The sequence below is a fragment of the Polaromonas sp. YR568 genome, assembly GCF_900116715.1.
GTDB lineage: Bacteria > Pseudomonadota > Gammaproteobacteria > Burkholderiales > Burkholderiaceae_C > Polaromonas.
The window spans coordinates 680,707-706,215 of sequence record NZ_FPBM01000001.1; the positions used below are offsets into that span (position 1 = coordinate 680,707).

Sequence of the window (25,509 nt, forward strand, 5' to 3'; positions counted from 1 at the left end):
GGCTCACCAGGTCAAAACGATTTTGCCGACGTGCTGGTTGGACTCCATCAGCGCGTGCGCCTTGGCTGCATCCGCAGCGGCAAACGTGCTGTGAATCACCGGCTTGACGGCGCCGCTGGCAATCAGCGGCCAGACTTTTTCTTTCAACGCTTTCGCGATGGCAGCCTTGAACTCCACCGGGCGCGGACGCAGGGTCGAGCCGGTGATGGTCAGGCGTTTGCGCAGCACGAGGCCGGCATTAAATTCGGCCTTGGTGCCGCCTTGCAGCGCGATGATGACCAAGCGGCCGTCTTCGGCCATGCAGTCGACTTCACGCGCCACATAGCTGCCGGCGACCATGTCGAGAATGACGTTGACGCCCTTGCCGTTCGTCAGCTTTTTGACCTCTTCGGCAAAGTCGCTGGTTTTGTAGTTGATGGCGTGATCGGCGCCCAAAGCCACGCAGGCGGCGCACTTGTCGTCGCTGCCGGCGGTCACCAGTACCGTAGCGCCCAGCGCCTTGGCGATCTGGATGGCTGTCACGCCAATGCCGCTGGAGCCGCCCTGAATCAGCAGGGTTTCGCCCGGCTGCAGGTGGGCGCGCTCAAACACATTGCTCCAGACGGTAAAGAAGGTCTCAGGCAGTGAGGCAGCCTCGATATCACTGAGACCCGCCGGAACTGGCAAGCATTGCGCGACAGGCGCAACACACAGTTCGGCATAACCGCCGCCAGCCACGAGCGCGCAAACACGGTCACCAACCTTCAGACCCGCCGCAGCCATCGCACCGGCATCGCCAGACACGATGACGCCCGCAACTTCAAGCCCAGGAATGTCAGACGCACCCGGCGGCACCGGATAGTGCCCCATGCGCTGCAGAACGTCAGGGCGGTTCACGCCGCTGGCGTTCACACGGATCAAAACCTCACCGGCACCCTCGACAGGCGCCGGACGCGCGCCAAGGCGTAACACCTCAGGCGCGCCATAGGATGTAATTTCAACGGCTTTCATGGATATCCAGGTCATTTGCGCCGCCAACGCCTTCAAATCGGGCGTCAGCAGCTACAAAATCAATAGCAGACTAGATCAGCCCCGATCCTGGTCCTGGGCGGGACGGTCGAGCAAGGCCTTCATCGACAGCTTGACGCGGCCCTTTTCGTCGGTCTCCAGAACCTTGACCTTGACGATCTGGCCTTCGCTCAGGTAGTCGGTGACTTTCTCGACGCGCTCGTGGGCGATCTGGCTGATGTGCAGCAGGCCGTCCTTGCCGGGCAGCAGGTTGATCAGTGCGCCGAAGTCCAGGATCTTGGTGACCGGGCCTTCGTAGACCTTGCCGATTTCGACTTCAGCGGTGATCTCGGCGATGCGGCGTTTGGCTTCATCAGCCTTGGCGCTGTCGTTCGACGCGATCGTGATGGTGCCGTCTTCCTCGATGTTGATCTGCGTGCCGGTTTCTTCGGTCAGCGCGCGGATGACGGCGCCGCCCTTGCCGATCACGTCACGGATCTTCTCGGGATTGATCTTCATGACATAGAGGCGCGGTGCGAAGTCGGACACTTCGGCCTTGGCTTCGCCCATGGCTTCCTGCATCTTGCCCAGAATGTGCATGCGGGCTTCCTTGGCCTGGGCCAGCGCGACCTGCATGATTTCCTTGGTGATGCCCTGAATCTTGATGTCCATCTGCAGTGCGGTGATACCGAAGGTGGTACCGGCAACCTTGAAGTCCATGTCGCCCAGATGATCTTCGTCACCCAGGATGTCGGTCAGCACGGCAAAGCGGTTGTCTTCCTTGATCAGGCCCATGGCGATACCGGCCACGTGGGCCTTCATCGGCACGCCGGCGTCCATCAGCGACAGGCAGCCGCCGCAAACCGAAGCCATCGACGAGGAGCCGTTGGATTCGGTGATTTCAGAGACCACGCGCATGGTGTACGGGAATTCTTCCTTCGTGGGCAGCACGGCGACGAGCGCGCGCTTGGCCAGGCGGCCGTGGCCGATTTCGCGGCGTTTTGGCGAGCCGACACGGCCGGTTTCGCCGGTGGCGAACGGAGGCATGTTGTAGTGCAGCATGAAGCGGTCTTCGTAGTCGCCCGACAGTGCGTCGATGCGCTGCGCGTCGCGCTCGGTGCCCAGCGTGGTCACGACCAGCGCCTGGGTTTCGCCACGCGTGAACAGGGCCGAACCGTGGGTGCGGGGCAGCACGCTGTTGCGGATTTCAATGGCGCGAACGGTGCGCGTGTCGCGGCCGTCGATGCGCGGCTCGCCGGCCAGGATCTGGCTGCGAACGATTTTGGCTTCGATGTCGAACAGCATGCCTTCAACGGCCACGCCGTCGAATTCCACACCGTCGGCCTTGAGCGCGGCCATGACTTCAGACGTCACCACGCGGCAAGCTTGCGTACGGGCTTGCTTGGCGCGGATCTGATATGCGGCTTGCAACTTGGCGCCGGCGAGTTCGTTGACCTTGGCGATCAGCGGCTCGTTCTTGGCAGGCGCTTGCCAGGCCCAGACCGGCTTGCCGGCGTCGCGCACGAGTTCGTGAATCGCGTTGATGGCGATGTTGCCTTGCTCATGGCCGAACACCACGGCGCCGAGCATGATTTCTTCGGACAGTTGCTGGGCTTCGGACTCGACCATCAGCACAGCGGCTTCGGTACCGGCCACAACCAGGTCCATCTTCGATTCTTTGAGCTGGGTCTTGCCGGGGTTCAGCACGTACTGGCCGTCGATATAGGCCACGCGGGCGGCGCCGATGGGGCCGTTGAACGGGATGCCGGAGATCGACAGTGCGGCGCTCGAAGCGATCAGCGCGGGGATGTCGCCTTCCACTTCAGGGTTGAGCGACAGCACGTGGATCACGACCTGCACTTCGTTGAAGAAGCCTTCGGGGAACAGCGGGCGGATCGGGCGGTCGATCAGGCGGGAAGTCAGCGTTTCGAATTCGCTGGGACGGCCTTCACGCTTGAAGAAGCTGCCGGGAATGCGGCCGGCGGCGTAGGTTTTTTCGAGGTAGTCAACGGTCAGGGGGAAGAAATCCTGGCCAGGCTTGGCATCGGTCTTGGCGACCACGGTGGCCAGCACCACGGTGCCGTCCATGTCAACGATGACGGCGCCGCTGGACTGGCGTGCGACTTCGCCGGTTTCCATCGTGACCTTGTGCTGGCCCCATTGGAAGGATTTGGTGACTTTGTTGAAAATGCTCATGTTCTTTTCTCCACTAAATTCACGCACTTGAGGCAGTGCGGGAGGCCCGGAGTGGCGGCTGGCTGAACACGATGCCATTCCACAAAATGCCTGGAATCAGGGGGCTGACCAGGGCTTTTTTTGTGGAATGACACAGCGCGTGCTCGTTTTGCCTTGCTCCGAAGTAAAAAGCGCCTGAGCTAGTGAACTAACTCAGGCGCTTTCAAATCGTTTTTACCGATTACTTGCGCAGGCCAAGCTTGGCGATCAGCGCGGTGTAACGGTCAGCATCTTTGGACTTCAGGTAGTCCAGCAGCTTGCGGCGGCGGCTCACCATGCGCAGCAGACCGCGGCGGCCGTGGTGATCTTTGGCGTTAGCCTTGAAATGGGGGGTCAGTTCGTTGATGCGGCCGGTCAGCAGCGCCACTTGAACTTCAGGGCTGCCGGTGTCGCCGGCGGCACGTGCGTTGGCCTGAACGATTTCGGCCTTGACTGATTTTGCAATCATGGATTTCTCTTTCTTGCACCGAGGTGCGCTTGCGAGCGAAGCAGCGTTCCCGACATGGGAGTGAAATAAACCGCTTTCGTCGTGTTCCGGCATGAAAAAAGCCCCAAAAAGGCCTCAAACCGCGCAGAGCCTTGGATTATAGCCTGAGAAGCCGCCCAGGTCAGGAACGGGCCCCCAGCCAGTGCTGGAGGCGCTCCACCCCCTGCCCCAGGCGGGCGACGTCCTGGCTGGCGAAACACCAGCGCAGCCAGCCCTGCGCTTCCGGGCCGGGGTTGACCATAAAGGCATTGCCGGGCGCCAGGCCCAGCCCGGCCTCGACCACCAGGCGTTTGGCCGTCTCCAGCGAGTCGCCGAAGCGGGTTTGGTCTTCCAGCCGGAAAAAGGCGTACATACCGCCTTTGGCCGGCGCCAGTTGTACACCCGGCACCGCCTGAAGCAGCGGCACCAGGGTGTCCCGGCAGGTTTTGAGGTGGGCGACCACTCGCGGGGTGATCTCGGCGGTGCGCTCAATGGCCACCAGCCCGGCCCGTTGCACAAACACCGGCGCGCAGGAGGTGTTGAACTCCACCAGTTTGCCCATGTGGGGCGTCATGGTGGCCGGCATCACCAGCCAGCCCAGGCGCCAGCCGGTCATCAAAAAGCTCTTGGAGAAGCTGTGAACGACCACCAGACGGTCCTCAGGCGCCGCGATGTCCAGAAAACTGGGCGCGCAGCCATTGGGCGTGGGTTCGTAGTAAAGCCGCTCATACACCTCGTCAGCGAGGATCCAGGTGCCGGTTTTACGGCAGTGCGCCAGGATAGCCTCCTGCTCGGCGCGCGACAGCGTCCAGCCGGTGGGATTGTTGGGCGCATTCACGATCAGAAGTTTGGTTTTCGGCGTGATGGCGGCCAGCAACTCGGCCACGTCAAGCCGCCATTCGCCCGCTACCGGCTTGAGGCTGACGCATTGGACCCGTGCCCCCATGATGGCCGGCTGGGCCGTCAGGTTGGGCCAGACCGGCGTGACGGCCACCACCTCATCGCCCGCATCCACCAGCGCCTGCACCGCCAGCATCAGCGCATTGACGCCGCCGGAGGTAACCGCAATGCGGTCAGCCGTGATGGGCGCGGCGCCTGCGCAGCGCAAGCCGGTTGCGTAAGCGGCAATGGCGTCCCGCAGCTCGGGCAGGCCCAGGTTGTGCGCATAAAAAGTCTCGCCCTGCTGCAGCGAAGCCGCTGCAGCATCGCGGATGAAAGCCGGGGTGACCTCGTCGCTCTCGCCAAACCAGAACTTGAGCACATCGCTGCGCCCCATGCCGGCATTGGCCACCTGGCGGATCATGGACTCTTCAAGATTTAAAACGGCCTGTCTCATGGGATGGTTCGATCTGCCTGCCGGCGTCAGTCAATAAATAAAAGAAGCAAAAATTCAAGGCCTGACCATCTTGCAACTGGTCGGCTGCTCGGCCCGTTCGGGCGAAATAGTCTTGATGACGCGAAACCCGTAACCCGAGCCTTCCACGTCAAACCTCACGCCCGGCGAGCCCTGCTTGCCCATCAGCGCCACCAGCAGCGGCTGCTGGAACTGGTGGTCGGCCGCGCGCATCGCGCCTTTGTGGCCCGCAAATGTGACCGTGCTGCGCTCCAGCTGCGCCGCCACCGCGCCGGCGTCAGCACTACCCGCCTTGTCGATGCTTTGAGCCAGGGATTCAATCATGAGCTGCATACGCATGTGCACATAGTCATCCTGCGGCTTGGGGAAACGCTGGCGGAAGGACTGGTAGAAAGTCTCGGACGCTACGCCGGCTTCATTCGGAAACCAATCGGCCACCGCCACCACCTTGCCGACACCCGCATCGCCCAGCGCCCCCGGCACGCCCAGCGCATTGCCGTAGAAGGTGTAGAACTTGCCCTCGTAACCGACTTCTTTGGCGGCCTTGATCAGCAGTGTCAAGTCGTTGCCCCAGTTGCCCGTCAGCACCGCCTGTGCACCGCTGGCCTTGATCTTCACGGCGTAAGGAATGAAGTCCTTGACGCGGCCCAGCGCGTGCAATTCATCGCCCACGATCTGCACATCGGGCCGCTGCACGCCGAGCTGCCTGCGCGCTTCACGCAGCACGGCCTGGCCGAAGCTGTAGTCCTGGCCGATCAGGTAAATGCTTTTCAGCGCCTTGTCGTCCTTGAGCACATCCATGAGCGCAGCCATGCGCATGTCGGCATGCGCATCAAAGCGGAAGTGCCAGTAGCTGCATTTCTCGTTCGTCAGGACAGGGTCGACCGCCGAGTAGTTGAGAAACAGCACGCGCTTGTTTGGCTCGCGTTCGTTGTGCTTGTTGATGGCGTCGATCAGCACCGCCGCGATGGCTGACGAGTTGCCCTGCGCAATGATGGTCACACCGTCGTCGATGGCCGAGCGCAATGCCGCCAGCGCTTCTTCGTTCTGGCCCTTGTTGTCATAGCGCTCAATCACCAGGTTGCGCGGGCCGCCCACCAGCTTCACGCCGCCGCGCGCATTCACACGCTCGGTGGCCCAGACCAGGTTGCGGAACACCGCTTCGCCGGTGTTGGCGAAGGCACCTGACAGGCTTTCGATCAACGCGACGCGTACCGGCGGCTGGCTGCCGGTCTGCGCCCCGGCGCCCAGCGAAGCGCCAAGACATAGGGCCGTGAACAGGCGTTTCAAGTGTTTGTGCATAAAAAAATAGCCTCTTGCTTTCGCTGGGATAAACCTTGAATAAACCGACCCCACACCTAACTGGTGTGCATGCGGCAATCACGGTGAGCGCCGCGCAGTGTAAGGGGAAAACGCCCCTTGTTAACCCTTCAAGGAACAGCCATGTTTTACTCTCTCGCCAATCGCCCTTCCCGCGCCTTTCATCGTCACTACGCACCCGTCGTGAGCAACGGTGCCCTGGAAAAATTCCTCAACGACACCTTCTCGTCGCTCTCCGACACCAGCGCTGCCAAGGCCGCCAGCGTGGAAGACCTGGAGAAAGCCTACACCCTGCAACTCGACGTTCCCGGCCTGGCCCGCGAACACCTGGACATCGGCATCGAAGGCGATGTGGTCCGCGTTTCCAGCAAGGAAGACGCTCCCCGCAAAGTCAAGGCCGCATGGCGTTTCCCTCTGGAAATTGATACCGCCAACAGCTCGGCCAAGCTGGAAAACGGCGTGCTGACGCTGACGCTGGGCAAGAAAGTCCCCGTCAGCAATGTGACGAATCTCGATATCCAGTAATCGAAGCACGCAGGCTTGCGGGCGGTACGGCTCAGGCCGGCTCCGCCTGCAATTCAGCCAGGTTCCAGCGCGGCTTCACATCAAACGTGTAGCCGCGCTGAAGCGTTTCAAGCCCCGCCTGCAAGCGCATGCCGGCCGCCAGGGCAATCATGGCGCCGTTGTCAGTGCACAAATGCAACTCGGGGTAGTGCACACGGATGCCGCGTTGTTTACACACGGCATTGAGCTGGCTGCGCAGCAGCGAATTGGCGCCCACGCCGCCAGCCACCACCAGGCGTTTCAACCCGGTTTGCGTCATCGCGGCCAGGGATTTTTTCACCAGTACTTCAACAATGGCCGCCTGCGTAGACGCGGCCAGATCGGCCTTGCGGCTCTCCAGTTCAAGCCCCAGCTTTTTGGCCTGCGTCAGCACCGCCGTTTTGAGCCCGGCAAATGAAAAGTCCAGGTCGCCGCTGTGCAGCAAGGGCCGCGGCAGCTTGAAGGCCGCGCCGTCCCCGCCTTGAGCCAGTTTCGACAGATGCGGGCCGCCCGGGTAAGGCAAGCCCATCAGCTTGGCCGATTTGTCAAAGGCTTCGCCGGCCGCATCGTCAATGGTTTCGCCCAGCAATTCGTAACTGCCCACGCGGTCCACCCGCATCAGCTGGGTATGGCCGCCGGACACCAGCAAAGCCACAAAAGGAAACTCCGGCGGGTCTGCGCTCAGGAAGGGTGAGAGCAAATGCCCCTCCAGGTGATGCACCCCCATGGCCGGCTTGCCCAGTGCGGCCGCGAGTGAGCAGGCCACCCCCGCCCCCACCAGCAGCGCTCCAGCAAGACCAGGGCCGCGCGTGTAGGCCACGACATCCACCTGTGCCAGGCTGCTGCCCGACTCCGCCATCACCTGGTGCGTCAGCGGCAAAACACGGCGAATATGGTCCCGGCTGGCCAGCTCAGGCACCACGCCGCCATAAGCCTGGTGCATGTCGATCTGGCTGAACAGCGCGTGCGACAGCAGGCGGGGCACGCCGGCGCCGCTGGCATCCACCAGCGCCACACCCGTTTCATCGCAAGAAGACTCAATTCCCAGTACCAGCATGCGGGCAAGTGTAAAGTGTCCTCACGGCCCCGCCCTCTTGCAGGGTCTTGCGGCACGGATGTTGCTGCATCCCTCAAAACACCCCCATGATGAAGTCCGGACTCAGTTTTCTCATCGCCGCGCGCCAATGCGAAATCGGCGAGCTCGAACAGCTTGCGCTTACCAGCGAGCTGGTCAATGCCGTAGGCCGGCTGATCCATGCGCTGCAAAAGGAACGCGGTATTTCCAACGTGTTTCTCGGCTCGCAGGGCACGCGCTTTGCCGACCAGCGCCTGCAGCAAGTTGCTGAATGTGAGCGGGTCCAGCAGTTCGTGCGTACGCATTTCGATACGCTGGACACCGACCCTGCCCGCGTGCGCAACGGCGCGCGCCTCTTTAGTCGGATCGCCTTTGTGCTGCACGCGCTGGACGCCCTGCCTGCCCTGCGCCAGCGCGTCAGCACCCAGGCCACCACGCCCGACGAATCCACCGCGGCTTTCTCGCGGCTGATTGCCGGCCTGCTGGTGGTTGTCTTTGAGGCGGCCGACAGCGCCACCGACCCCGAGATTTCCCGCGCGCTGGTGGCCATGTTCAATTTCATGCAGGGCAAGGAATTCGCGGGGCAGGAGCGCGCCTGCGGCGCCGCCACCTTCGCCTCGGGCCACACAGGCGCGGCGCGCCAGCAGCAATGGCAGCACCTGATTGAATCGCAGGAGCGCTGCTTTGAGGTGTTCACCGATTTCGCGGACCCGGCCGTGCTGAACGCCTGGACTGCCGCGCAGGCGGTTGAATCCATTGCCGAACTGGAGCGCCTGCGCCGCACAGGCTGCGCCCCGGGTGCCGGCGGCAGGCTGGACGCCAACCTGAGCCAGACCTGGTTTGACTGCTGCACGCAGCGCATCGACGCGATGAAAACCGTGGAAGATCTGCTGGCAGCCAATCTGCGCGGCCTGTGCGAGCGCAAGATCGACCAGGCGCATGCCGAACTGCGCGACCAAAAGGCCATCCTGGACGAGCTCTCGCGCCAGGCCGATGCAGACCCCCACGCGCCCACGCACTATGGGCCCCAGCTGGAACGCTCCATCCTCGGCCTGGTGCAGGAACAGGCCCATCGCCTGCAAGTCATGAGCGACGAACTCGAGACCGTGCGCGCCGCACTCAACGAGCGCAAAGTGGTGGAGCGCGCCAAAGGCCTGCTGATGGCCACCCGCAAGCTCAGCGAAGACGACGCCTACAAAATGCTGCGGCAAACCGCGATGAGCCAGAACCGCCGACTGCTGGACGTGGCCGAGTCCGTGCTGGCAATGGCCGACTACCTTTAACGCGGCTCGGCACGGCCTGGCACCACAGCCAGGCGCTAAACGGCCTGCTGCACCGCACAAATCCTGTGCCTGCACGCCCCCGGCGCGCACCACCTTGGGTAGCTCCTGGCAGCGGCCCAAAATCCCCACACCCTCGCTAAGCACCTGTTTTCAAAAGGAAATTTTCCGGCGCATCGGCAACACCATGCCTGGCACGCTTTCTGCTTGATTCACTCCAAAGCAGGACCAAAGGCGGTCCCGCAGCAAGCCTTTCGAGGCTTGCCCAGGACAACGGCGTCCATCTCTTACCGGCTTCGTGCAGGTGACCAGATGGACGCCGTTTTGTTTTTCAGCTTGGTTTTTTCTTCTTTTTTGCCTTCAGGAGTTCAACATGACGCAGCAGTCTTATGGCCCCCTCAAACCCGCCCGCCGCGACTTCATCAAAAAAGCCGGCGCTGCCGGCAGTGCTGCCCTGTTCACCGGCATGCTTCCGGGCGGCGCCTGGGCGGCAGGCTCGGATGCGCCCGAAAAGAAGGAAGTCAAGATCGGCTTCATCCCGCTGACGGATTGCGCCAGCGTGGTCATGGCCTCGGTGCTGGGCTTTGACAAGAAATACGGCGTCACCATCATCCCGAGCAAAGAGGCCAGCTGGCCCGGCGTGCGCGACAAGCTGGTCAGCGGGGAGCTCGACATGGCTCACGTGCTGTACGGCCTGATCTACGGCGTCCATATGGGAACCGCCGGCCCGAAGAAGGACATGGCCGTGCTGATGAACCTGAACCACAACGGCCAGGCCATCACCCTGTCGAAAAAACTCGCCGACAAAGGGGCTGTGGACGGCCCCTCGCTGGCCAAGCTGATGACCACCGACAAGCGTGAATACACCTTCGCGCAGACCTTCCCCACCGGCACGCACGCCATGTGGCTGTACTACTGGCTGGCCACCTACGGCGTCAACCCTATGAAGGATGCCAAGGTCATCACCGTGCCGCCGCCGCAGATGGTGGCCAACATGCGCATCGGCAACATGGACGGCTACTGCGTCGGCGAGCCCTGGGGCCACCGCGCCATCATCGACGGCATCGGCATCACAGGCATCACCACCCAGGACATCTGGAAAGACCACCCCGAAAAGGTGCTGGGCACCACCGCCGATTTCGTCAAGAAATACCCGAACACGGCGCGCGCCGTGACGGCCGCCATCATCGAGGCCGGCAAATGGATAGACGCCAGCCTCTCCAACAAGAACAAGATGGCCGAGACGATTGCCGAAAAGAGCTACGTCAACACCAGCGTCGACGCCATCAACCAGCGCATCCTGGGCCGCTACCAGAACGGCCTGGGCAAGACCTGGGATGACCCTAACTACATGAAGTTCTTCAACGACGGCTCGGTGAATTTCCCCTACCTCTCCGACGGCATGTGGTTTCTCACGCAGCACAAACGCTGGGGCCTGATCAAGGACCATCCCGACTACCTCGGCCTGGCCAAACAGATCAACCAGATCGATATCTACAAGGACGCCGCCGCTGCCGCCAAGGTGAGCGTTCCCAAAGAGCTGATGCGCACGCACAAGCTGCTGGATGGCACCGTCTGGGACGGCAAGGACCCGAAGAAATACGCGGACTCTTTCAAGATCCGCGCCTGAGCCAGCCACACCAAGGAGAACACCATGGTCAGCGCCGTCTTTCACAGCCCGCTTGAAGCGGCCGCCCCCGCGGCCCGCAACGGGGACAAACCCAGAGACCCGGCAGCTACATATTTGATAGCTGCTCACGCAAATAACACGGGGGCCACAGCCCAGAATGACATGAAAACCAGCACGCCGGCCGTGGCCGCCGCCAAACCCCAGCGAGACTTTTCCTATCTTTGGCTGGGCATCCTGCCTCCCCTGCTAGGCCTGGGCCTGCTCCTGCTGGTCTGGGAGCTGGTCTTCATGGGCACGGCGGGCAGCATCCCCTCGCCCAAGGACACGTTTGCGCAGGCAGTGCAGATCTTCAGCGACCCGTTCTACAGCAAAGGCCCCAACGACCAGGGCGTGGGCTGGAACGTGTTGTCGTCGCTCAAGCGCGTGGCCATGGGCTTCGGCATGGCGGCCATCGTCGGCATCCCGGTCGGCTTCATGATCGGCCGCTTCAATTTCCTGAGCCGCATGTTCAACCCGCTGATCAGCCTCCTGCGCCCGGTCTCGCCGCTGGCCTGGCTGCCCATTGGGCTGCTGGTCTTCAAGGGCGCCAACCCGGCCGCCATCTGGACCATCTTCATCTGCTCGATCTGGCCCATGATCATCAACACCGCCGTCGGCGTGCAGCGTGTGCCGCAGGACTATATGAACGTCGCCCGCGTGCTCAACCTGAGTGAATGGAAGATCGTCACCAAGATCCTCTTCCCCGCCGTGCTGCCTTACATGCTGACCGGTGTGCGCCTGGCCGTCGGCACCGCCTGGCTGGTGATCGTGGCAGCCGAGATGCTGACCGGCGGCGTCGGCATCGGCTTCTGGGTCTGGGACGAGTGGAACAACCTCAACGTCAAGAACATCATCATCGCGATCTTTGTGATCGGCATCGTCGGTCTCGTTCTGGAATTCGCGCTCATCAAGCTGGCCACGGCCTTCACGTTTGAAGAAGTGAAGAACTAAGGAATCACCATGACATCCTTCATCACCAAATACATCGAGATCCAGGGCGTCGAGCAGACCTTCAAGACCAAGAAGGGGCCGTTCTGCGCTTTGCAAAACATCAACCTCACGGTCGCCAAAGGCGAGTTCGTCGCACTCATCGGCCACTCGGGCTGCGGCAAGTCCACCCTGCTCAACCTGATCGCCGGGCTGACCACGCCTACCCAGGGCAGCCTGCTGTGTGCCAATCGCGAGATCGCAGGCCCCGGCCCCGAGCGCGCGGTGGTGTTCCAGAATCATTCACTGCTGCCCTGGCTCACCTGCTTTGAAAACGTCTACCTCGCCGTCGAGCGCGTGTTCTCAGCCACCGAAAACAAGGCGCAACTCAAGGCCCGCACCGATGCGGCGCTGGCCATGGTCGGGCTGACACCTGCCGCACAAAAACGCCCAGGCGAGATATCCGGCGGCATGAAGCAGCGCGTCGGCATCGCCCGTGCGCTGTCGATGGAACCCAAGGTTTTGCTGCTCGACGAACCCTTCGGTGCGCTGGACGCCCTGACCCGCGCCAAGCTGCAGGACGAGTTGCTGCAGATCGTCGCCACTACCCACAGCACAGTGGTCATGGTGACTCATGACGTGGACGAAGCGGTGCTGCTGAGCGACCGCATCGTGATGATGACCAACGGACCCGCAGCCACCATTGGCGAGGTGCTGGCCATTGAGCTGCCACGCCCCCGCAACCGGGTGGACCTGGCGGAGAGCACCCAATACCTGCACTACCGCAAAGCGGTCATCGACTTTTTGTATACCCGCCAGGCCCACGTGGAAAAAGCCGCTTAAGCGCGACTTTCAGGCCTGCAAACGTACCGAGACAAACAAGGAACCACGATGGACATGCGTGTCAAAAAACCCAAACTGGTGATGGTGGGCAACGGTATGGCCGGCGTCCGCACGCTGGAAGAGCTGATCAAGGTCTCGCCCGACCTGTACGACATCACGGTGTTCGGCGCCGAGCCTCATCCCAACTACAACCGCATCCTGCTGTCGCCCGTGCTGGCCGGCGAGCAGACGCTGGATGAGATCGTCCTCAACTCCTGGGACTGGTACACCGACAACCACATCACGCTGCACGCCGGCAAAAAAGTGGTCGAGGTGGACCGCATCAAACGCGTGGTGCGCGCCGTTGATTCCGACGGCGGCGTTACCGAAGAAGAATACGACCGCCTGCTGATGTGCACCGGCTCCAACCCCTTCATCCTGCCGGTGCCGGGCAAAGACCTGCAGGGCGTGATCGCCTACCGCGACATCGCCGACACCAACGCGATGATTGACGCCGCGAAGAAGTACAAGAAGGCCGTCGTCATCGGCGGCGGACTGCTGGGCCTGGAAGCGGCCAACGGCCTGATGCTGCGCGGCATGGAAGTCACCGTGGTGCACGTCATGCCCTGGCTGATGGAGCGTCAGCTTGACGATGTGGCGGGCAAGCTGCTGCAAAAGTCACTGGAAGACCGAGGCCTCAAATTCCTGATCGGCGCGCAGACGCAGGAGCTCACCGGCAATGCCGAAGACGGGAAGAGTGGTCGCGTCACGTCCATCAAGTTCAAGGACGGCAGCGAAGTGGCCACTGACCTCGTCGTCATGGCCGTGGGCATTCGCCCCAACACCCAGCTGGCCGAATCCATGCGCCTGCATTGCAACCGCGGCATCGTCGTCAACGACACCATGCAGACCGTCACGGACGCGCGCATCTACTCCGTCGGTGAATGCGCCGCGCACCGCGGCATTGCCTACGGCCTGGTGGCCCCGCTGTTTGAGCAGGCCAAAGTGGCCGCCAATCACCTGGCGCAATTCGGCATTGGCCGCTATACCGGGTCACTCACCTCCACCAAGCTGAAAGTCACCGGCATCGACCTCTTCAGCGCCGGCGAGTTCATGGGCGGTGAAGGAACTGAAGAAATCGTGATGAGCGACCCCTTCGGCGGCGTTTACAAAAAACTGGTCATCAAGGACGACAAGCTGGTCGGCGCCTGCCTCTACGGCGATACCGTGGACGGCAGCTACTACTTCAAGCTGCTGCGCGACGGCCGCAATGTGAGCGACATCCGCGACAAACTGATTTTTGGCGAGTCCAACCTGGGCGATGCGGGCCACGAAGGCCAGAACAAGGCCGCGCTGATGGCCGACGACGCGGAAGTCTGCGGCTGCAACGGCGTCAACAAAGGCACCATCTGCAAGGCCATCAAGGAAAAAGGCCTCTTCACGCTCGACGAAGTGCGCAAACACACCAAGGCCAGCGCCTCGTGCGGCTCCTGCACCGGGTTGGTGGAGCAGATCCTGATGTTCACCGCCGGCGGCGACTATTCGGCCACGCCCAAACTCAAGGCCATGTGCGCCTGCACCGACCACGGCCACCAGGCGGTGCGTGATGCGATCCGCGCCAACAAGCTGCTCAGCATCCCGGACGTCTACAAATTCATGGAGTGGAAGACACCCAACGGCTGCGCCACCTGCCGGCCTGCCGTCAACTACTACCTGATCAGCACCTGGCCCAAAGAGGCCAAGGACGATCCGCAAAGCCGCTTCATCAACGAGCGCAGCCACGCCAACATCCAGAAAGACGGCACCTACAGCGTCATTCCGCGCATGTGGGGCGGCGAGACCACGGCCAGCGAGCTGCGCCGCATTGCCGATGCAGTCGATAAATACAAGATCCCGACCGTCAAGGTCACCGGCGGGCAGCGCATCGACTTGCTGGGCGTCAAAAAAGAAGACCTGCAAAACGTCTGGAAAGACATCGGCATGCCCTCGGGCCACGCCTACGCCAAGGCCCTGCGCACGGTGAAGACTTGTGTGGGCAGCGAGTGGTGCCGCATGGGCACGCAAGACAGCACCCAGATGGGCAAAGACCTGGAGCGCGCGATGTGGCGCATGTACGCACCGCACAAGGTGAAGTTTGCCGTGAGCGGCTGCCCGCGCAACTGCGCCGAATCCGGTATCAAGGACGTCGGCATCATCGGCGTCGATTCTGGCTGGGAGATGTACATCGCCGGCAACGGCGGCATCAAGACCGAAGTCGCGCACTTCTTCACCAAGCTCAAGACGGCGGCTGAGGTGCTCGAATACACCGGGGCCTTCTGCGAGCTCTACCGCCAGGAAGGCTGGTACCTGGAGCGCACTGTGCACTACGTCAACCGCGTCGGCCTGGATTATGTGAAGAAAAAAATCCTGGAAGACCATGAAGGCCGCAAAGCCCTGTGGGAGCAGCTCCAGTTCGCGCTCGACGGCGAGCCCGACCCCTGGTTCGACCTCAAGGAAGCGGCGGTCGACACGCGGCAGTTTGCCGCATTACCCGCTTGAGCCGCCTGAGATGCCGGCCCATCGTTCACAAGACACAGGAAAAACCTGATGCGACACACTCTTCAACGCCGGGCCTTTTTCAGCCTGGCGCTCGCCCCGCTCGTTTCACTGGGCTCCCTGGCGCCTTTCGCCGCCCACGCGCAAGTAGCCGGGATCGGCGATGCCATCAACAAGGCCGGCCGCCAGCGCATGCTGTCCCAGCGCATGGGCAAGGCCTGGTTCGGCCTGGGCCAGGGCATACAGGCCGAGTCGGCACGCCGCGTGCTGGACCAGTCCATGGCGCTGTTTGACCGGCAGCTGGTGGAACTCAAGGCATTTGCACCGGCCGGCGAAACCCGCGACACCTATGTCCAGCTGGAAGCGGCCTGGTCCGACTACAAAACCCTGCTGATCGGGACCACGCCCTCACAGGAAAAGGCCAAACAGGTGCTGGAGCAGGCCGGCAAGGTGCTGGCGCTGGCGCACAAGGGCACCGGGCTTTTTGAGCAGCAGGCCGGCAAGCCAGGCGCCAGGCTGGTGAACGTGGCCGGCCGCCAGCGCATGCTCTCGCAGCGCATGGCCCAGTTTTACCTGGCCAACAACTGGAACGTCGAGAGCGCTGTCAGCCTGCGCGAAATCAACAAGGCCCGTGACGAGTTTGTGCCGGCGCTGGAGCTGCTGCGCAACGCGCCCGAAGCCACACCCGAGATCAAACAGGAACTGGCGCTGGCCGACAACCAGTGGTTCTTTTTCGACAACGCACTGAAAGCCCGCGTGACCGGCGCCAAGGCAGCCACCGATGTCTTTGTGAGCAGTGAAAACCTGTTGCAGGTCATGGACCGGGTCACCGGCATGTATGCACGGGTTCTGGGTTAAGAGGGTCAGGAGGAGACAAGCATGAGTGAATGGAAAAAAATCTGCCGGGTCGATGAAATCCCCGTGCTCGGCTCACGCCGCGTCACGCGCGCGCAGGGCATGGATGTCGCGGTGTTCCGCAACGACCAGGACCAGGTGTTTGCGGTGCTGGACCGCTGCCCCCACAAGGGCGGGCCGCTGAGCCAGGGCATTGTTTTCGGCACCAGCGTGGCCTGCCCCCTGCACAACTGGACGATTGACCTGGAAGGCGGCTGCGCCCGGGCGCCGGACGAAGGTTGTGTGCAGAAGTTCAGCGTGCGCGTGGAAAGCGGCGCCGTGCACCTTGACGCCGGTGAGCTCGCCACGCTTGCGACGGACCTGCCGCGTCCGGTCGCCGGCCCCGCCCGAAAAGAGCTGGCCAGCACATGACCACTGACGGGGCCCTGCGCGAAACACGGTCCACCTGCCCCTACTGCGGCGTTGGTTGTGGGGTGATTATTCAGTCGCAAGGCGACGAAATCACCGGCGTGCGAGGCGACCCGGATCACCCGGCCAACTTCGGCCGGCTGTGCACCAAGGGCTCGACGCTGGCGCTGACCGCGACGGCGGCCGTCACGCGGCAGACACGCCTTTTGCAGCCGATGCGGCGCGAGCACCGGCATGAGGCGCCCAAACCGGTGTCGTGGGATGAGGCGCTGGGTTTTGCCAGCGAAAGTTTTGCGCAAATCATTCGCGAGCACGGGCCCGATGCGGTGGGGTTTTATATTTCAGGCCAGTTGCTGACCGAAGACTATTACGTCTTCAACAAGCTGGCCAAGGGCCTGATCGGCACCAACAATGTCGACACCAACTCGCGCCTGTGCATGAGCAGCGCGGTGGCGGGCTACAAACAGACGCTGGGTGCGGACGCGCCGCCCGCCTGCTACGACGATGTGAACCATGCGCAGTGCATCTTCATCGTCGGCAGCAACACGGCTTACGCGCACCCCATTCTCTTTCGCCGCATTGAAGACGCCAAGGCGGCCAACCCGGCGCTCAAGATCATTTTTTGCGACCCGCGCCGCACCGACACAGCCGAGATCGCCGACCTTTACCTGGGCATACAGCCGGGCACCGATGTGTCGCTCTTCAACGGCATGCTGCACATCATGCTGTGGGAAGGCTGGACAGATGCCGCCTACATCGCGGCGCACACCACGGGCTTTGACGCGCTCAAGGCGACGGTGCGCGACTACACGCCCGACCTGGTGGCCGAAACCTGCGGCATCAAAAAAGAAGACCTGCTGGCTGCGGCCAGACTCTTCGCGACTTCGGCCGCCACACTGAGCCTGTATTGCCAGGGCCTGAACCAGTCGAGCAGCGGCACCGCCAAGAACGCCGCGCTGATCAATCTGCACCTGGCGACCGGCCAGATCGGCAAGCCGGGCGCCGGCCCTTTTTCATTAACCGGCCAGCCCAATGCCATGGGCGGGCGCGAAGTGGGCGGCCTGGCCAATTTGCTGAGCGCGCACCGCGACCTGGACAACCCGGATCACCGCGCCGAAGTCGCTGCGCTGTGGGGCGTGCCGTCGGTGCCTGAAACGCCGGGCAAAAGCGCTGTTGAAATGTTCCAGGCCGCAGCCGACGGCCAGATCAAAGCGCTGTGGATTGCCTGCACCAATCCGGCCCAGTCCATGCCCGACCAGGCCACCGTGCGCCGCGCGCTGGAGCGCGCCGAGCTGGTGATCGTGCAGGAGGCTTTTGCCACCACCTCGAGCTGCGACTACGCCGACCTGCTGCTGCCGGCCACCACCTGGGGTGAAAAAATCGGCACGGTGACCAACAGCGAACGCCGCATCAGTCGCGTGCGGCCGGCTGTGGCCGCGCCGGGCGGCACACGGCATGACTGGTCGATTGCCGTGGACTTTGCGCAGCGGCTGGAGAAGCTGCTGAAAACGGGGAGCCCTCACCCTAACCCTCTCCCAAGGGGAGAGGGAACAAGAAAAGAAGGAGCGTCCACCTCCGCGCATTTACTCCCTCTCCCCCTGGGAGAGGGCGGGGGTGAGGGCTCCCCGAATTCGACCCTTTTCCCTTACTCCCTCGAGGATGCCGCGCTGGGCGCCGAAACCATCTGGAACGAACACCGCGAATCCACCCGCGGCCGCGACCTCGATATCACCGGCCTGAGCTATGCCCTGCTCGATACAGCGCCGCAGCAGTGGCCCTTCAGGACTGGCGATACCGCGGGCAAAGTGCGGCTGTATGAAGACGGCGTATTCCCCACCGCCGACGGCAAGGCGCGCTTTGTCAACACCGTCTACAAGCCGGTGGCCGAACCGCGCGAGTCGCGTTACCCGTTTTCACTGACCACCGGCCGGCTGCGCGACCAGTGGCACGGCATGAGCCGCACCGGCACGCTGGGGCGCTTGTTCGGTCATGTGGCCGAACCTTCGGTGCAAATGAATGTGCAGGACATGGCGCGGCGCCTCTTGAAAGACGGCGACCTGGTGCATGTGACCTCCAAGCGCGGCTCCATCGTGGTGCCGCTGCAGGCCTCGCCCGAGGTGGCGGTAAGCCAGGCTTTTATCGCCATGCATTGGGGTGAGGAATATTTGAGCGGGCAATCCACGAACGGCGACACACTGACCGGCGTCAATGCGCTCACCACCTCGGCCTACTGCCCCAGCTCCAAACAGCCCGAGCTCAAACACGCGGCGGTGAAGATTCTCAAAGCGGAAATGCCCTGGACGCTGCTGGCCATGGCCTGGCTGCCGGAAGGCGATGCGCTGACGGCGCGTGAGCAACTCAAGCCGCTGATGGCGCAATTCCCTTTCACCAGTTGCGTGCCTTTTTCCAACAACACACCGCTGGCCGACCGCGGCCGCGAACGCACCGGCGTGCTGTTTCGCGCCGCCAGCCACGAAGCGCCGCCCGACGAAACGCTGGCCGCACTGGAACGCATCCTCGGCCTGGACAGCGCCGACGTGCTGCGCTACGCCGACCGCAAAAAAGGCCAGCGCCGCACCATGCGCCTGGTGCGCAGCGAAGGCGACGCCCAACTTGCCGGCTTTGTGCTGGCAGGCGACACCAGCGCGCAGGCCTGGATCAAAACCCTGCTGCAGGACGAATTGCCGGCGCAGGCTTACGGCCGGCTGCTGCTCTTGCCTGGCGCCAAGCCGCCGGTGGCGGTGCAGTCGCGCGGCAAGCCGGTGTGCACCTGCTTTAACGTGAGCGATATCGCCATCGACGAACACCTGTCGCTGCTGGCGGCCGGCGGTGGCGGCGCGGGCCACCTGGGCACCGATGAGGCGCGCCTGGCTTCTCTGCAATCCACACTCAAGTGCGGCACCAACTGCGGCTCGTGCGTGCCCGAACTCAAACGCCGGGTGCGTTCATCGCGCGGCGACGCTGCGGCTGCGGCGCCACGCACCGTGATCCCAATCCGGCAGCTGGCTTAAGCTCATAACGAGAAGTTATCTGCATTCGCGGACAATCACGCTTATGGGTATTAGCCAGTACATCAAGGAAATCGGCCGCGGCAAAGACGGCGCCCGTGCCTTGTCACGCGAGCAGGCCGCCGACCTGCTGGGCCAGGTGCTAGACGGCACGGTGACCGACCTGGAAATCGGCGGCTTTTGCCTGGCCATGCGCATCAAGGGCGAAACACCCGAAGAGATGGCCGGTTTTCTGGATGCGCTGCACCAGCGCCTGAACCACCTGCCCGCAGGCGACAGCCCCACCGTGGTGCTGCCCAGCTACAACGGTGCACGCAAGCTGCCGGTGCTCACACCGCTGCTGGCGCTGCTGCTGGCGCGTGAAGGCGTTCCGGTGCTGATTCATGGCACACCCACTGAATCAAGCCGGGTTTTTGCCTCGGAAGTGCTGCAAGCCCTGGAAATACCAGCGCAAGCGGCTATTCAAAAAATAGCAAACGGCGAAGTGGCGTTTGCGCCTACCGAGCTGCTGCTGCCGGCACTGAAGCGCCTGCTGGACGTGCGCCGCGCCGTAGGGCTGCGCAACCCGGCGCACAGCCTGGTCAAGATCATGAGCCCCTGCCTGGGCAAAAGCCTGGTGGTGAGCAGTTACACACACCCCGAATACGCCGTGTCGATGGCGCAGACCTTTGAGCTGACGGGCGCCAACGCGCTGCTGCTGCGCGGCACCGAAGGCGAAGTGGTGGCCGACGCCCGCCGCATGCCGCAAATGGACGCCTTTATCGGCGGGCAGCGCTCACTTCTGCAGGAAACCCAGGCCGGCACGCTGGCCTCCATCCCCGACTTCCCCAAAACAGTGGACGCCGCGGCCACGGCGGACTACATTCGCGCCGTGCTCGCCGGCGATGTGCCGGTGCCGGCTTCGATTGCGCGGCAGGTGGAACATATCTTGCGTTTGCTTCCTCAAATCACCCCACGACCATGAACAACGGACACAACGGAAAAGTCACCCTGGTAGGCGCAGGCCCCGGCGATCCGGAGCTGCTGACCCTCAAGGCCCTCAAAGCCATCCAGCGCGCCACCGTGCTGCTGGTCGACGACCTGGTCAGCGACGAGATCGTGGCCTTTGCGCGGCCCGAGGCGCGCATCGTCTATGTGGGCAAACGCGGCGGCTGCAAGTCCACGCCGCAGGCCTTTATTGAAAAGCTCATGCTGATGGCCGCCCGCGAAGGCGAAGACGTGGTGCGCCTCAAGGGCGGCGACCCGTTCATCTTTGGCCGCGGCGGTGAAGAAGTCGAACACCTGCGCGCCGCCGGCATCGCGGTGGACGTCATCAACGGCATCACCTCGGGCCTGGCGGCCGTCACCTCGCTGGGTGTGCCGCTCACGCACCGCGAACATGCGCATGGTGTGGTGTTCGTCACCGGCCATGCCAAGCCGGGCGGTGCGGGCGCCGACTGGAAGGCGCTGGCCGCCACGGCGCACAGTGCGCGCCTCACGCTGGTGATCTACATGGGCGTCAGCGGCTCCGAGCGCATCCAGGAAGAGCTGCTCTCGGGCCTGCCGGCCGCCACACCGGTGGCCGTGATCCAGAGCGCCTCGCTGCCGACGCAGCGCCACATCACCACCACGCTGGGCGAGCTGGCCGGCGCCATCCGCGAAGCCGGTTTGGCCAGCCCGTCGGTCATCGTGGTGGGTGATGTGATCAGCGGTGTGGCGCTCGCCGCCGCGCACCCTGACGCAGTACGCGCAGCCTGAGCCGGCGTCCGAGGCTGCAGGCGTCTTTGTGATGCCGCCGCAGCTACACTCCCGAAGTCAATACAACAACAGAGGGAACCACGGTGCTCGACAAACTCAATGAACTGACCGAAAGCCACGGAGAACTTCGCCCCGGAAGCGGCATCATGAGCGGCGTGATCGCCCTCAGCCTGGGCGTGCTGTGCTTTCTGGGCGTGCTGGCTTTTCACTTCCCTGAATACCTCACCACGCCGCAGCTGCGCAAAAGCTACAACGTCGACGTGATCCGCATCGTGATGCTGGTGGCGCTGGCAATCGCCGGCGGCATTTCGCTGGTCAACATCATCTTCAACCGCTCGCGCTGGCTGGCCAGTGCAGGCTTTTTGCTGGTGGTGGCCACCGCGCTGCTGGGCGGCCACAAAGTGCCGGTGAACGACTTCGCCGACAACACGCCTTACATCGGCCTGGACTGGTTCATCCTCGACCTGCTGGGCTCGTCGCTGATTTTTATCTTCATTGAAAAGCTGTTTGCGCTGCGCAAAGACCAGCCCGTCTTTCGCGCCGAGTGGCAAACCGACTTTCACCACTTCATCGTCAACCACATGATCGTGGGCTTTGTGCTGCTGGCGACCAATTTGCTGGTGCACAAGTTCTTCGGCTGGGCCGCCAACGACGGTATTCGCGGCTGGGTGCAAGGCCTGCCCTTCTGGGGCGGCGTGCTGCTGATCGTGCTGGTGGCTGACCTGGTGCAGTACTGGACGCACCGCGCGTATCACGAGGTGCCGGTGCTGTGGCGCCTGCACGCGGTGCACCACAGCGCCAAAAGCATGGACTGGCTGGCCGGCTCGCGCCAGCACATCCTGGAGTTGCTGATCACCCGCACGCTGATCCTCGCGCCCATCTACGTGCTGGGTTTTTCCAAGGAAGTCATCGACGCCTACATCGTGATCGTCGGCTTCCAGGCGGTGTTCAACCACTCCAATGTGAGCGTGCGCCTGGGCCCGCTGCGCTACATCATCGTCACGCCCAACTTCCACCACTGGCACCACAGCCAGGATCAGGAAGCGCTGGACCGCAATTACTCGGCGCACTATGCCTTCATCGATTACTTCTTCGGCACCGCCGTCAAAAGCACAAAACTCTGGCCGGAACGCTACGGCGTGCTGGGCGACTACGTGCCCAATGGGTTCTTGAAGCAGCTGAAGTTTCCGTTTACCTGGAAAGGCTAAAGCGGCCTCAAACGGATTGCTATGACTTTTATAGCTGTTTACGCCCGTACCCATTGGGCGAGAGACTGATTTGGCACATAAATTTGATGTCGTGGTAGTCGGGGCGGGCGCCGCCGGGCTGTTTTGCGCCGCCCAGGCGGGGCAACGGGGCCTGAAGGTGCTGCTGCTCGACCACAGCGAAAAGGTGGCCGAGAAGATCCGCATCTCGGGCGGCGGCCGCTGCAACTTCACCAACCGCGACGCCACGCCCGCGCAGTTTCTGGGCGAAAACCCGCACTTTTGCCGCTCTGCCCTCTCGCGCTACACGCCGCAGGATTTCATCGAACTGCTACAGCGCCACAGCATCCCCTTTCACGAGAAGCACAAGGGCCAGCTGTTTTGCGACCGCTCGGCCGAAGACATCATCAACATGCTGCTGGCCGAGTGCGACGCCGGCCAGGTCACACGCTGGCAGCCTTGCGGCGTCAAAAGCATCAAATACGGCTCCAACCCTGACGGAACGGGCGTAAGCAGCTATCAAATCGAGAGCGACCGCGGCTTGATCGAAGCACCGCAGGTGGTCATCGCCACCGGCGGCCTGTCCATCCCCAAGATAGGCGCAACCGATTTCGGCTACCGCATCGCCAAACAGTTTGGCCTGCGCCTGGTCGAGCCCCGCGCCGCGCTGGTGCCGCTGACCTTTGACGGCGAAGCCTGGGTGCCCTACGCCCAGCTGTCGGGCCTGGCGCTGCCGGTGCTGATCGAAACCAGCCCGGCGGACGCCACGCCCAAGCAGCGAAAAAAAGCCGTGGTGTTCTCGGAAGACCTGCTCTTCACCCACCGCGGCCTGAGCGGCCCGGCCGTGCTGCAAATCTCCAGCTTCTGGCGCGAAGGCCAACCCATCCGCATCGACCTGGCCCCCGGCGTCGACTTGCCCGGCTTGCTGCTGCGCGCCAAAGCCAGCTCCAAAAAACTCATCGCCAACGAACTTGCCACCCTGGTGCCCAGCCGCCTGGCCGACGCCTGGGTCAGCCAGGACCCTGCCCTGCAGCGCCCCATCAGCGAAGCCACCGACAAGGCCCTGCAAGCCCTGGCCCAGCGCCTGGCCGGCTGGGAACTCACCCCCAACGGCTCAGAAGGCTACAAAAAAGCCGAAGTCACCACCGGCGGCGTCGACACCCGGGATTTGTCTTCCCAAACCCTCGAATCGAAGCAACCAGGCCTCTATTTCATCGGCGAAGTCGTCGACGTCACCGGCTGGCTGGGCGGTTACAACTTCCAGTGGGCCTGGGCTTCGGCGCATGCCTGTGCTGAGGCGCTAGCGGCCAGAGCGGCGGCCTGAGTCAGGCAAAAAAAGCCCCCGATACAGCCAAAACCCCTGAAAATAGGGGCCCAGCGAAGCGAAGGCCCGTCCCTCTCCCCTACCAGCATGAGCCGTGGAACCGGCTTTGCCGGGCCACAGGCGGGCGGCCCCCTTGGGGGGCAGGGAGTTACACGAAGTGAACGACCGTGGGGGTGCTATAATCTCAGGCTTTGCTAGCAAACCCGCGCCTGGCCTGATCCTGATCAGATCAATTAAGGCGCACCTTTTGGATCAACTGAACAATGACCACCATCCGTGTAAAAGACAATGAGCCCTTCGACGTGGCTCTGCGCCGTTTCAAGCGCACCATTGAAAAACTCGGCCTGCTGACCGACCTGCGCGCCCGCGAGTTTTACGAAAAGCCAACGGCTGAACGCAAGCGCAAGAAGGCAGCAGCCGTCAAGCGCAACTACAAGCGTATCCGCTCGATGCAATTGCCGAAAAAGCTGTACTAATCTTTAGTACCGCCTCACGGCAACAAAAAAGCCCGCACGAGGACGCTCTGCGGGCTTTTGTGTTTTTGGCGCCCTGCTGCGCCAACCCCCTTCCCTATTTCCAGCCCCTCAGGAGCCCCGAATGTCCGCACTCAAAGACCAGATCACCGAAGACATGAAGACCGCCATGCGCGCCAAGGACAGCGAGCGCCTGGGCACCATCCGCCTGCTACTGGCCGCCCTCAAGCAAAAAGAAGTCGATGAGCGTGTGGTGCTGGATGACGCGGCCGTCATCGCCATCGTCGACAAGCTGATCAAGCAGCGCAAGGACTCGCTCGAAGCCTTCATCAAAGCCGAGCGCAAGGACCTGGCCGACAAGGAAGCGGCCGAGCTGGTCGTGCTGCAGGCCTATCTGCCCGCGCGCCTGAGCGCCGACGAAGTCGCCGCCGCCGTCAAAGCCATCGTCGCCGAACTGGGCGCCAGCGGCCCCGGCGACATGGGCAAGGTGATGGGTGCGGTCAAGGCCAAACTGGCCGGCAAGGCCGACATGGGCCAGGTCTCCGCCGCGGTCAAAGCCGCGCTGTCGTCCTGACACTCAGGCTGCGGTTGCCCGCATGAGCTACTCCTGGAACACCTTTGACGAGGTCGTGCGCCACGTGCTGCAGACGCTGCGGCCGGCCCGCGTCCTCGACATAGGCGCCGGCCAGGGCAAATACGGCAAGATGACCCGCGAGGCCCATCCGGGCGTCGCGCAGCTCACCGCCGTGGAGTGCGACACCACGCTCAATGCCGGCCTGGCCGCGGCGGGCTACACCGAAGTGCTCAACATCACGGCCCAGCAGTTGCTGGACCGCCCCGACCGGCACTACGACCTGGTCATCCTGGGTGATGTGATCGAACACATGAAGCACTCGGACGGGCAGGATCTGCTCGAATTCCTGAACTACCGCTGCAGCTACCTCCTCATCATCACGCCCGAGTGCATGCCGATGAGTGACGCGAATTTTTATGTGGGCCACAACTCGCTCTGGACGCCGCGCGCCATGCAGTGGCACGATCTCTGGGCGCACCAGCGCTGCCGCATCATGCACTTTTACCTGCTGCGCGGCTACCTCGACTTTGAAGCGGTACCGCTGGCCGACGTGGTGAACAGCATCAACGCGCAAGGGTTCATGCTCAAGCTGAATGACTCGGACGCCCGGGAAGCCGCAACGCCTTGCCAACTCGGCATCACCGACCAGCGCATTTCAGACCCTATCGCGGGTGAGTCCGGCAACTACGCCATCTACCGGCCGCGCTAAGGA

General features: G+C 63.0%; 22 protein-coding genes. 16 read left to right on the plus strand and 6 right to left on the minus strand.

Features of this window, described 5'->3' with window-relative positions; genetic code table 11:
- Positions 1–3: 3 nt before the first annotated feature.
- From BM408_RS03230 to BM408_RS03250, 5 genes are all read right to left on the minus strand, one after another.
- Positions 4–990 carry an NAD(P)H-quinone oxidoreductase gene (locus BM408_RS03230; RefSeq protein WP_092126785.1) on the minus strand — a complete coding sequence of 329 codons (987 nt, stop codon included), beginning with the start codon at positions 988–990 and terminating at the stop codon, positions 4–6.
- A 75-nt stretch (positions 991–1,065) separates the two neighbouring features.
- Complete coding sequence (gene pnp, locus BM408_RS03235; protein WP_092126787.1) at positions 1,066–3,183, minus strand: polyribonucleotide nucleotidyltransferase; 2,118 nt, start codon at positions 3,181–3,183, stop codon at positions 1,066–1,068.
- Positions 3,184–3,403: 220 nt separating this feature from the next.
- A complete protein-coding gene (gene rpsO / locus BM408_RS03240; protein WP_007864491.1) occupies positions 3,404–3,670 on the minus strand; it encodes a 30S ribosomal protein S15 in 267 nt (88 codons plus the stop codon).
- 160 nt (positions 3,671–3,830) lie between these two features.
- Positions 3,831–5,024 carry a pyridoxal phosphate-dependent aminotransferase gene (locus BM408_RS03245; RefSeq protein WP_092126789.1) on the minus strand — a complete coding sequence of 398 codons (1,194 nt, stop codon included), beginning with the start codon at positions 5,022–5,024 and terminating at the stop codon, positions 3,831–3,833.
- Between the two features lie 54 nt (positions 5,025–5,078).
- Positions 5,079–6,344 carry a branched-chain amino acid ABC transporter substrate-binding protein gene (locus tag BM408_RS03250; protein WP_092126791.1) on the minus strand — a complete coding sequence of 422 codons (1,266 nt, stop codon included), beginning with the start codon at positions 6,342–6,344 and terminating at the stop codon, positions 5,079–5,081.
- A 141-nt stretch (positions 6,345–6,485) separates the two neighbouring features.
- Here BM408_RS03250 and BM408_RS03255 point away from each other — a divergent pair, with 141 nt between their 5' ends.
- Positions 6,486–6,887 carry an Hsp20/alpha crystallin family protein gene (locus tag BM408_RS03255; protein ID WP_092126792.1) on the plus strand — a complete coding sequence of 134 codons (402 nt, stop codon included), beginning with the start codon at positions 6,486–6,488 and terminating at the stop codon, positions 6,885–6,887.
- Between the two features lie 31 nt (positions 6,888–6,918).
- Here the strand turns inward: BM408_RS03255 and tsaD are convergent, their stop codons facing one another.
- Entirely contained in the window at positions 6,919–7,962 is a 1,044-nt protein-coding gene (gene tsaD / locus BM408_RS03260; protein ID WP_092126794.1) for a tRNA (adenosine(37)-N6)-threonylcarbamoyltransferase complex transferase subunit TsaD, read from the minus strand.
- Positions 7,963–8,051: 89 nt separating this feature from the next.
- Between tsaD and BM408_RS03265 the strand changes: the two genes are divergently transcribed.
- From BM408_RS03265 to BM408_RS03335, 15 genes are all read left to right on the plus strand, one after another.
- Positions 8,052–9,263 (plus strand): nitrate regulatory protein, encoded by a 1,212-nt coding sequence (locus BM408_RS03265; RefSeq protein WP_092127345.1) that lies wholly within the window; start codon positions 8,052–8,054, stop codon positions 9,261–9,263.
- A gap of 370 nt (positions 9,264–9,633) precedes the next feature.
- Positions 9,634–10,890 carry a CmpA/NrtA family ABC transporter substrate-binding protein gene (locus BM408_RS03270; RefSeq protein ID WP_092126796.1) on the plus strand — a complete coding sequence of 419 codons (1,257 nt, stop codon included), beginning with the start codon at positions 9,634–9,636 and terminating at the stop codon, positions 10,888–10,890.
- Positions 10,891–10,914: 24 nt separating this feature from the next.
- Positions 10,915–11,880 carry a nitrate ABC transporter permease gene (gene ntrB, locus BM408_RS03275; RefSeq protein ID WP_092126798.1) on the plus strand — a complete coding sequence of 322 codons (966 nt, stop codon included), beginning with the start codon at positions 10,915–10,917 and terminating at the stop codon, positions 11,878–11,880.
- A gap of 9 nt (positions 11,881–11,889) precedes the next feature.
- Positions 11,890–12,699, plus strand: coding sequence for an ABC transporter ATP-binding protein (locus tag BM408_RS03280; protein WP_092126800.1), 810 nt, complete (start codon positions 11,890–11,892; stop codon positions 12,697–12,699).
- A gap of 48 nt (positions 12,700–12,747) precedes the next feature.
- Positions 12,748–15,216, plus strand: coding sequence for a nitrite reductase large subunit NirB (gene nirB, locus BM408_RS03285; protein WP_092126802.1), 2,469 nt, complete (start codon positions 12,748–12,750; stop codon positions 15,214–15,216).
- Positions 15,217–15,264: 48 nt separating this feature from the next.
- Positions 15,265–16,071 (plus strand): type IV pili methyl-accepting chemotaxis transducer N-terminal domain-containing protein, encoded by an 807-nt coding sequence (locus BM408_RS03290; RefSeq protein ID WP_092126803.1) that lies wholly within the window; start codon positions 15,265–15,267, stop codon positions 16,069–16,071.
- Positions 16,072–16,092: 21 nt separating this feature from the next.
- Positions 16,093–16,479, plus strand: coding sequence for a nitrite reductase small subunit NirD (nirD, locus tag BM408_RS03295; protein WP_092126805.1), 387 nt, complete (start codon positions 16,093–16,095; stop codon positions 16,477–16,479).
- 14 nt (positions 16,480–16,493) lie between these two features.
- The gene (locus tag BM408_RS03300; protein ID WP_092127347.1) at positions 16,494–19,487 is read left to right on the plus strand and encodes a nitrate reductase; all 2,994 of its coding nucleotides are present in this window, start codon (positions 16,494–16,496) and stop codon (positions 19,485–19,487) included.
- Positions 19,488–19,530: 43 nt separating this feature from the next.
- Entirely contained in the window at positions 19,531–20,448 is a 918-nt protein-coding gene (ybiB, locus tag BM408_RS03305) for a DNA-binding protein YbiB (RefSeq protein WP_092126807.1), read from the plus strand.
- Positions 20,445–21,221, plus strand: coding sequence for a uroporphyrinogen-III C-methyltransferase (gene cobA, locus BM408_RS03310; RefSeq protein ID WP_092126809.1), 777 nt, complete (start codon positions 20,445–20,447; stop codon positions 21,219–21,221). Before ybiB ends, cobA begins: the two co-directional genes overlap by 4 nt.
- 83 nt (positions 21,222–21,304) lie before the next feature.
- The gene (locus BM408_RS03315; protein WP_092126811.1) at positions 21,305–22,429 is read left to right on the plus strand and encodes a sterol desaturase family protein; all 1,125 of its coding nucleotides are present in this window, start codon (positions 21,305–21,307) and stop codon (positions 22,427–22,429) included.
- A 70-nt stretch (positions 22,430–22,499) separates the two neighbouring features.
- Positions 22,500–23,750 carry a BaiN/RdsA family NAD(P)/FAD-dependent oxidoreductase gene (locus tag BM408_RS03320; protein WP_092126813.1) on the plus strand — a complete coding sequence of 417 codons (1,251 nt, stop codon included), beginning with the start codon at positions 22,500–22,502 and terminating at the stop codon, positions 23,748–23,750.
- A 263-nt stretch (positions 23,751–24,013) separates the two neighbouring features.
- On the plus strand, positions 24,014–24,226 hold the full coding sequence (gene rpsU / locus BM408_RS03325; RefSeq protein WP_007872347.1) for a 30S ribosomal protein S21: 213 nt from the start codon (positions 24,014–24,016) through the stop codon (positions 24,224–24,226).
- Positions 24,227–24,347: 121 nt separating this feature from the next.
- A complete protein-coding gene (locus BM408_RS03330; protein WP_092126815.1) occupies positions 24,348–24,797 on the plus strand; it encodes a GatB/YqeY domain-containing protein in 450 nt (149 codons plus the stop codon).
- 22 nt (positions 24,798–24,819) lie between these two features.
- Positions 24,820–25,506, plus strand: coding sequence for a class I SAM-dependent methyltransferase (locus BM408_RS03335; RefSeq protein WP_092126817.1), 687 nt, complete (start codon positions 24,820–24,822; stop codon positions 25,504–25,506).
- Positions 25,507–25,509 lie beyond the last annotated feature (3 nt).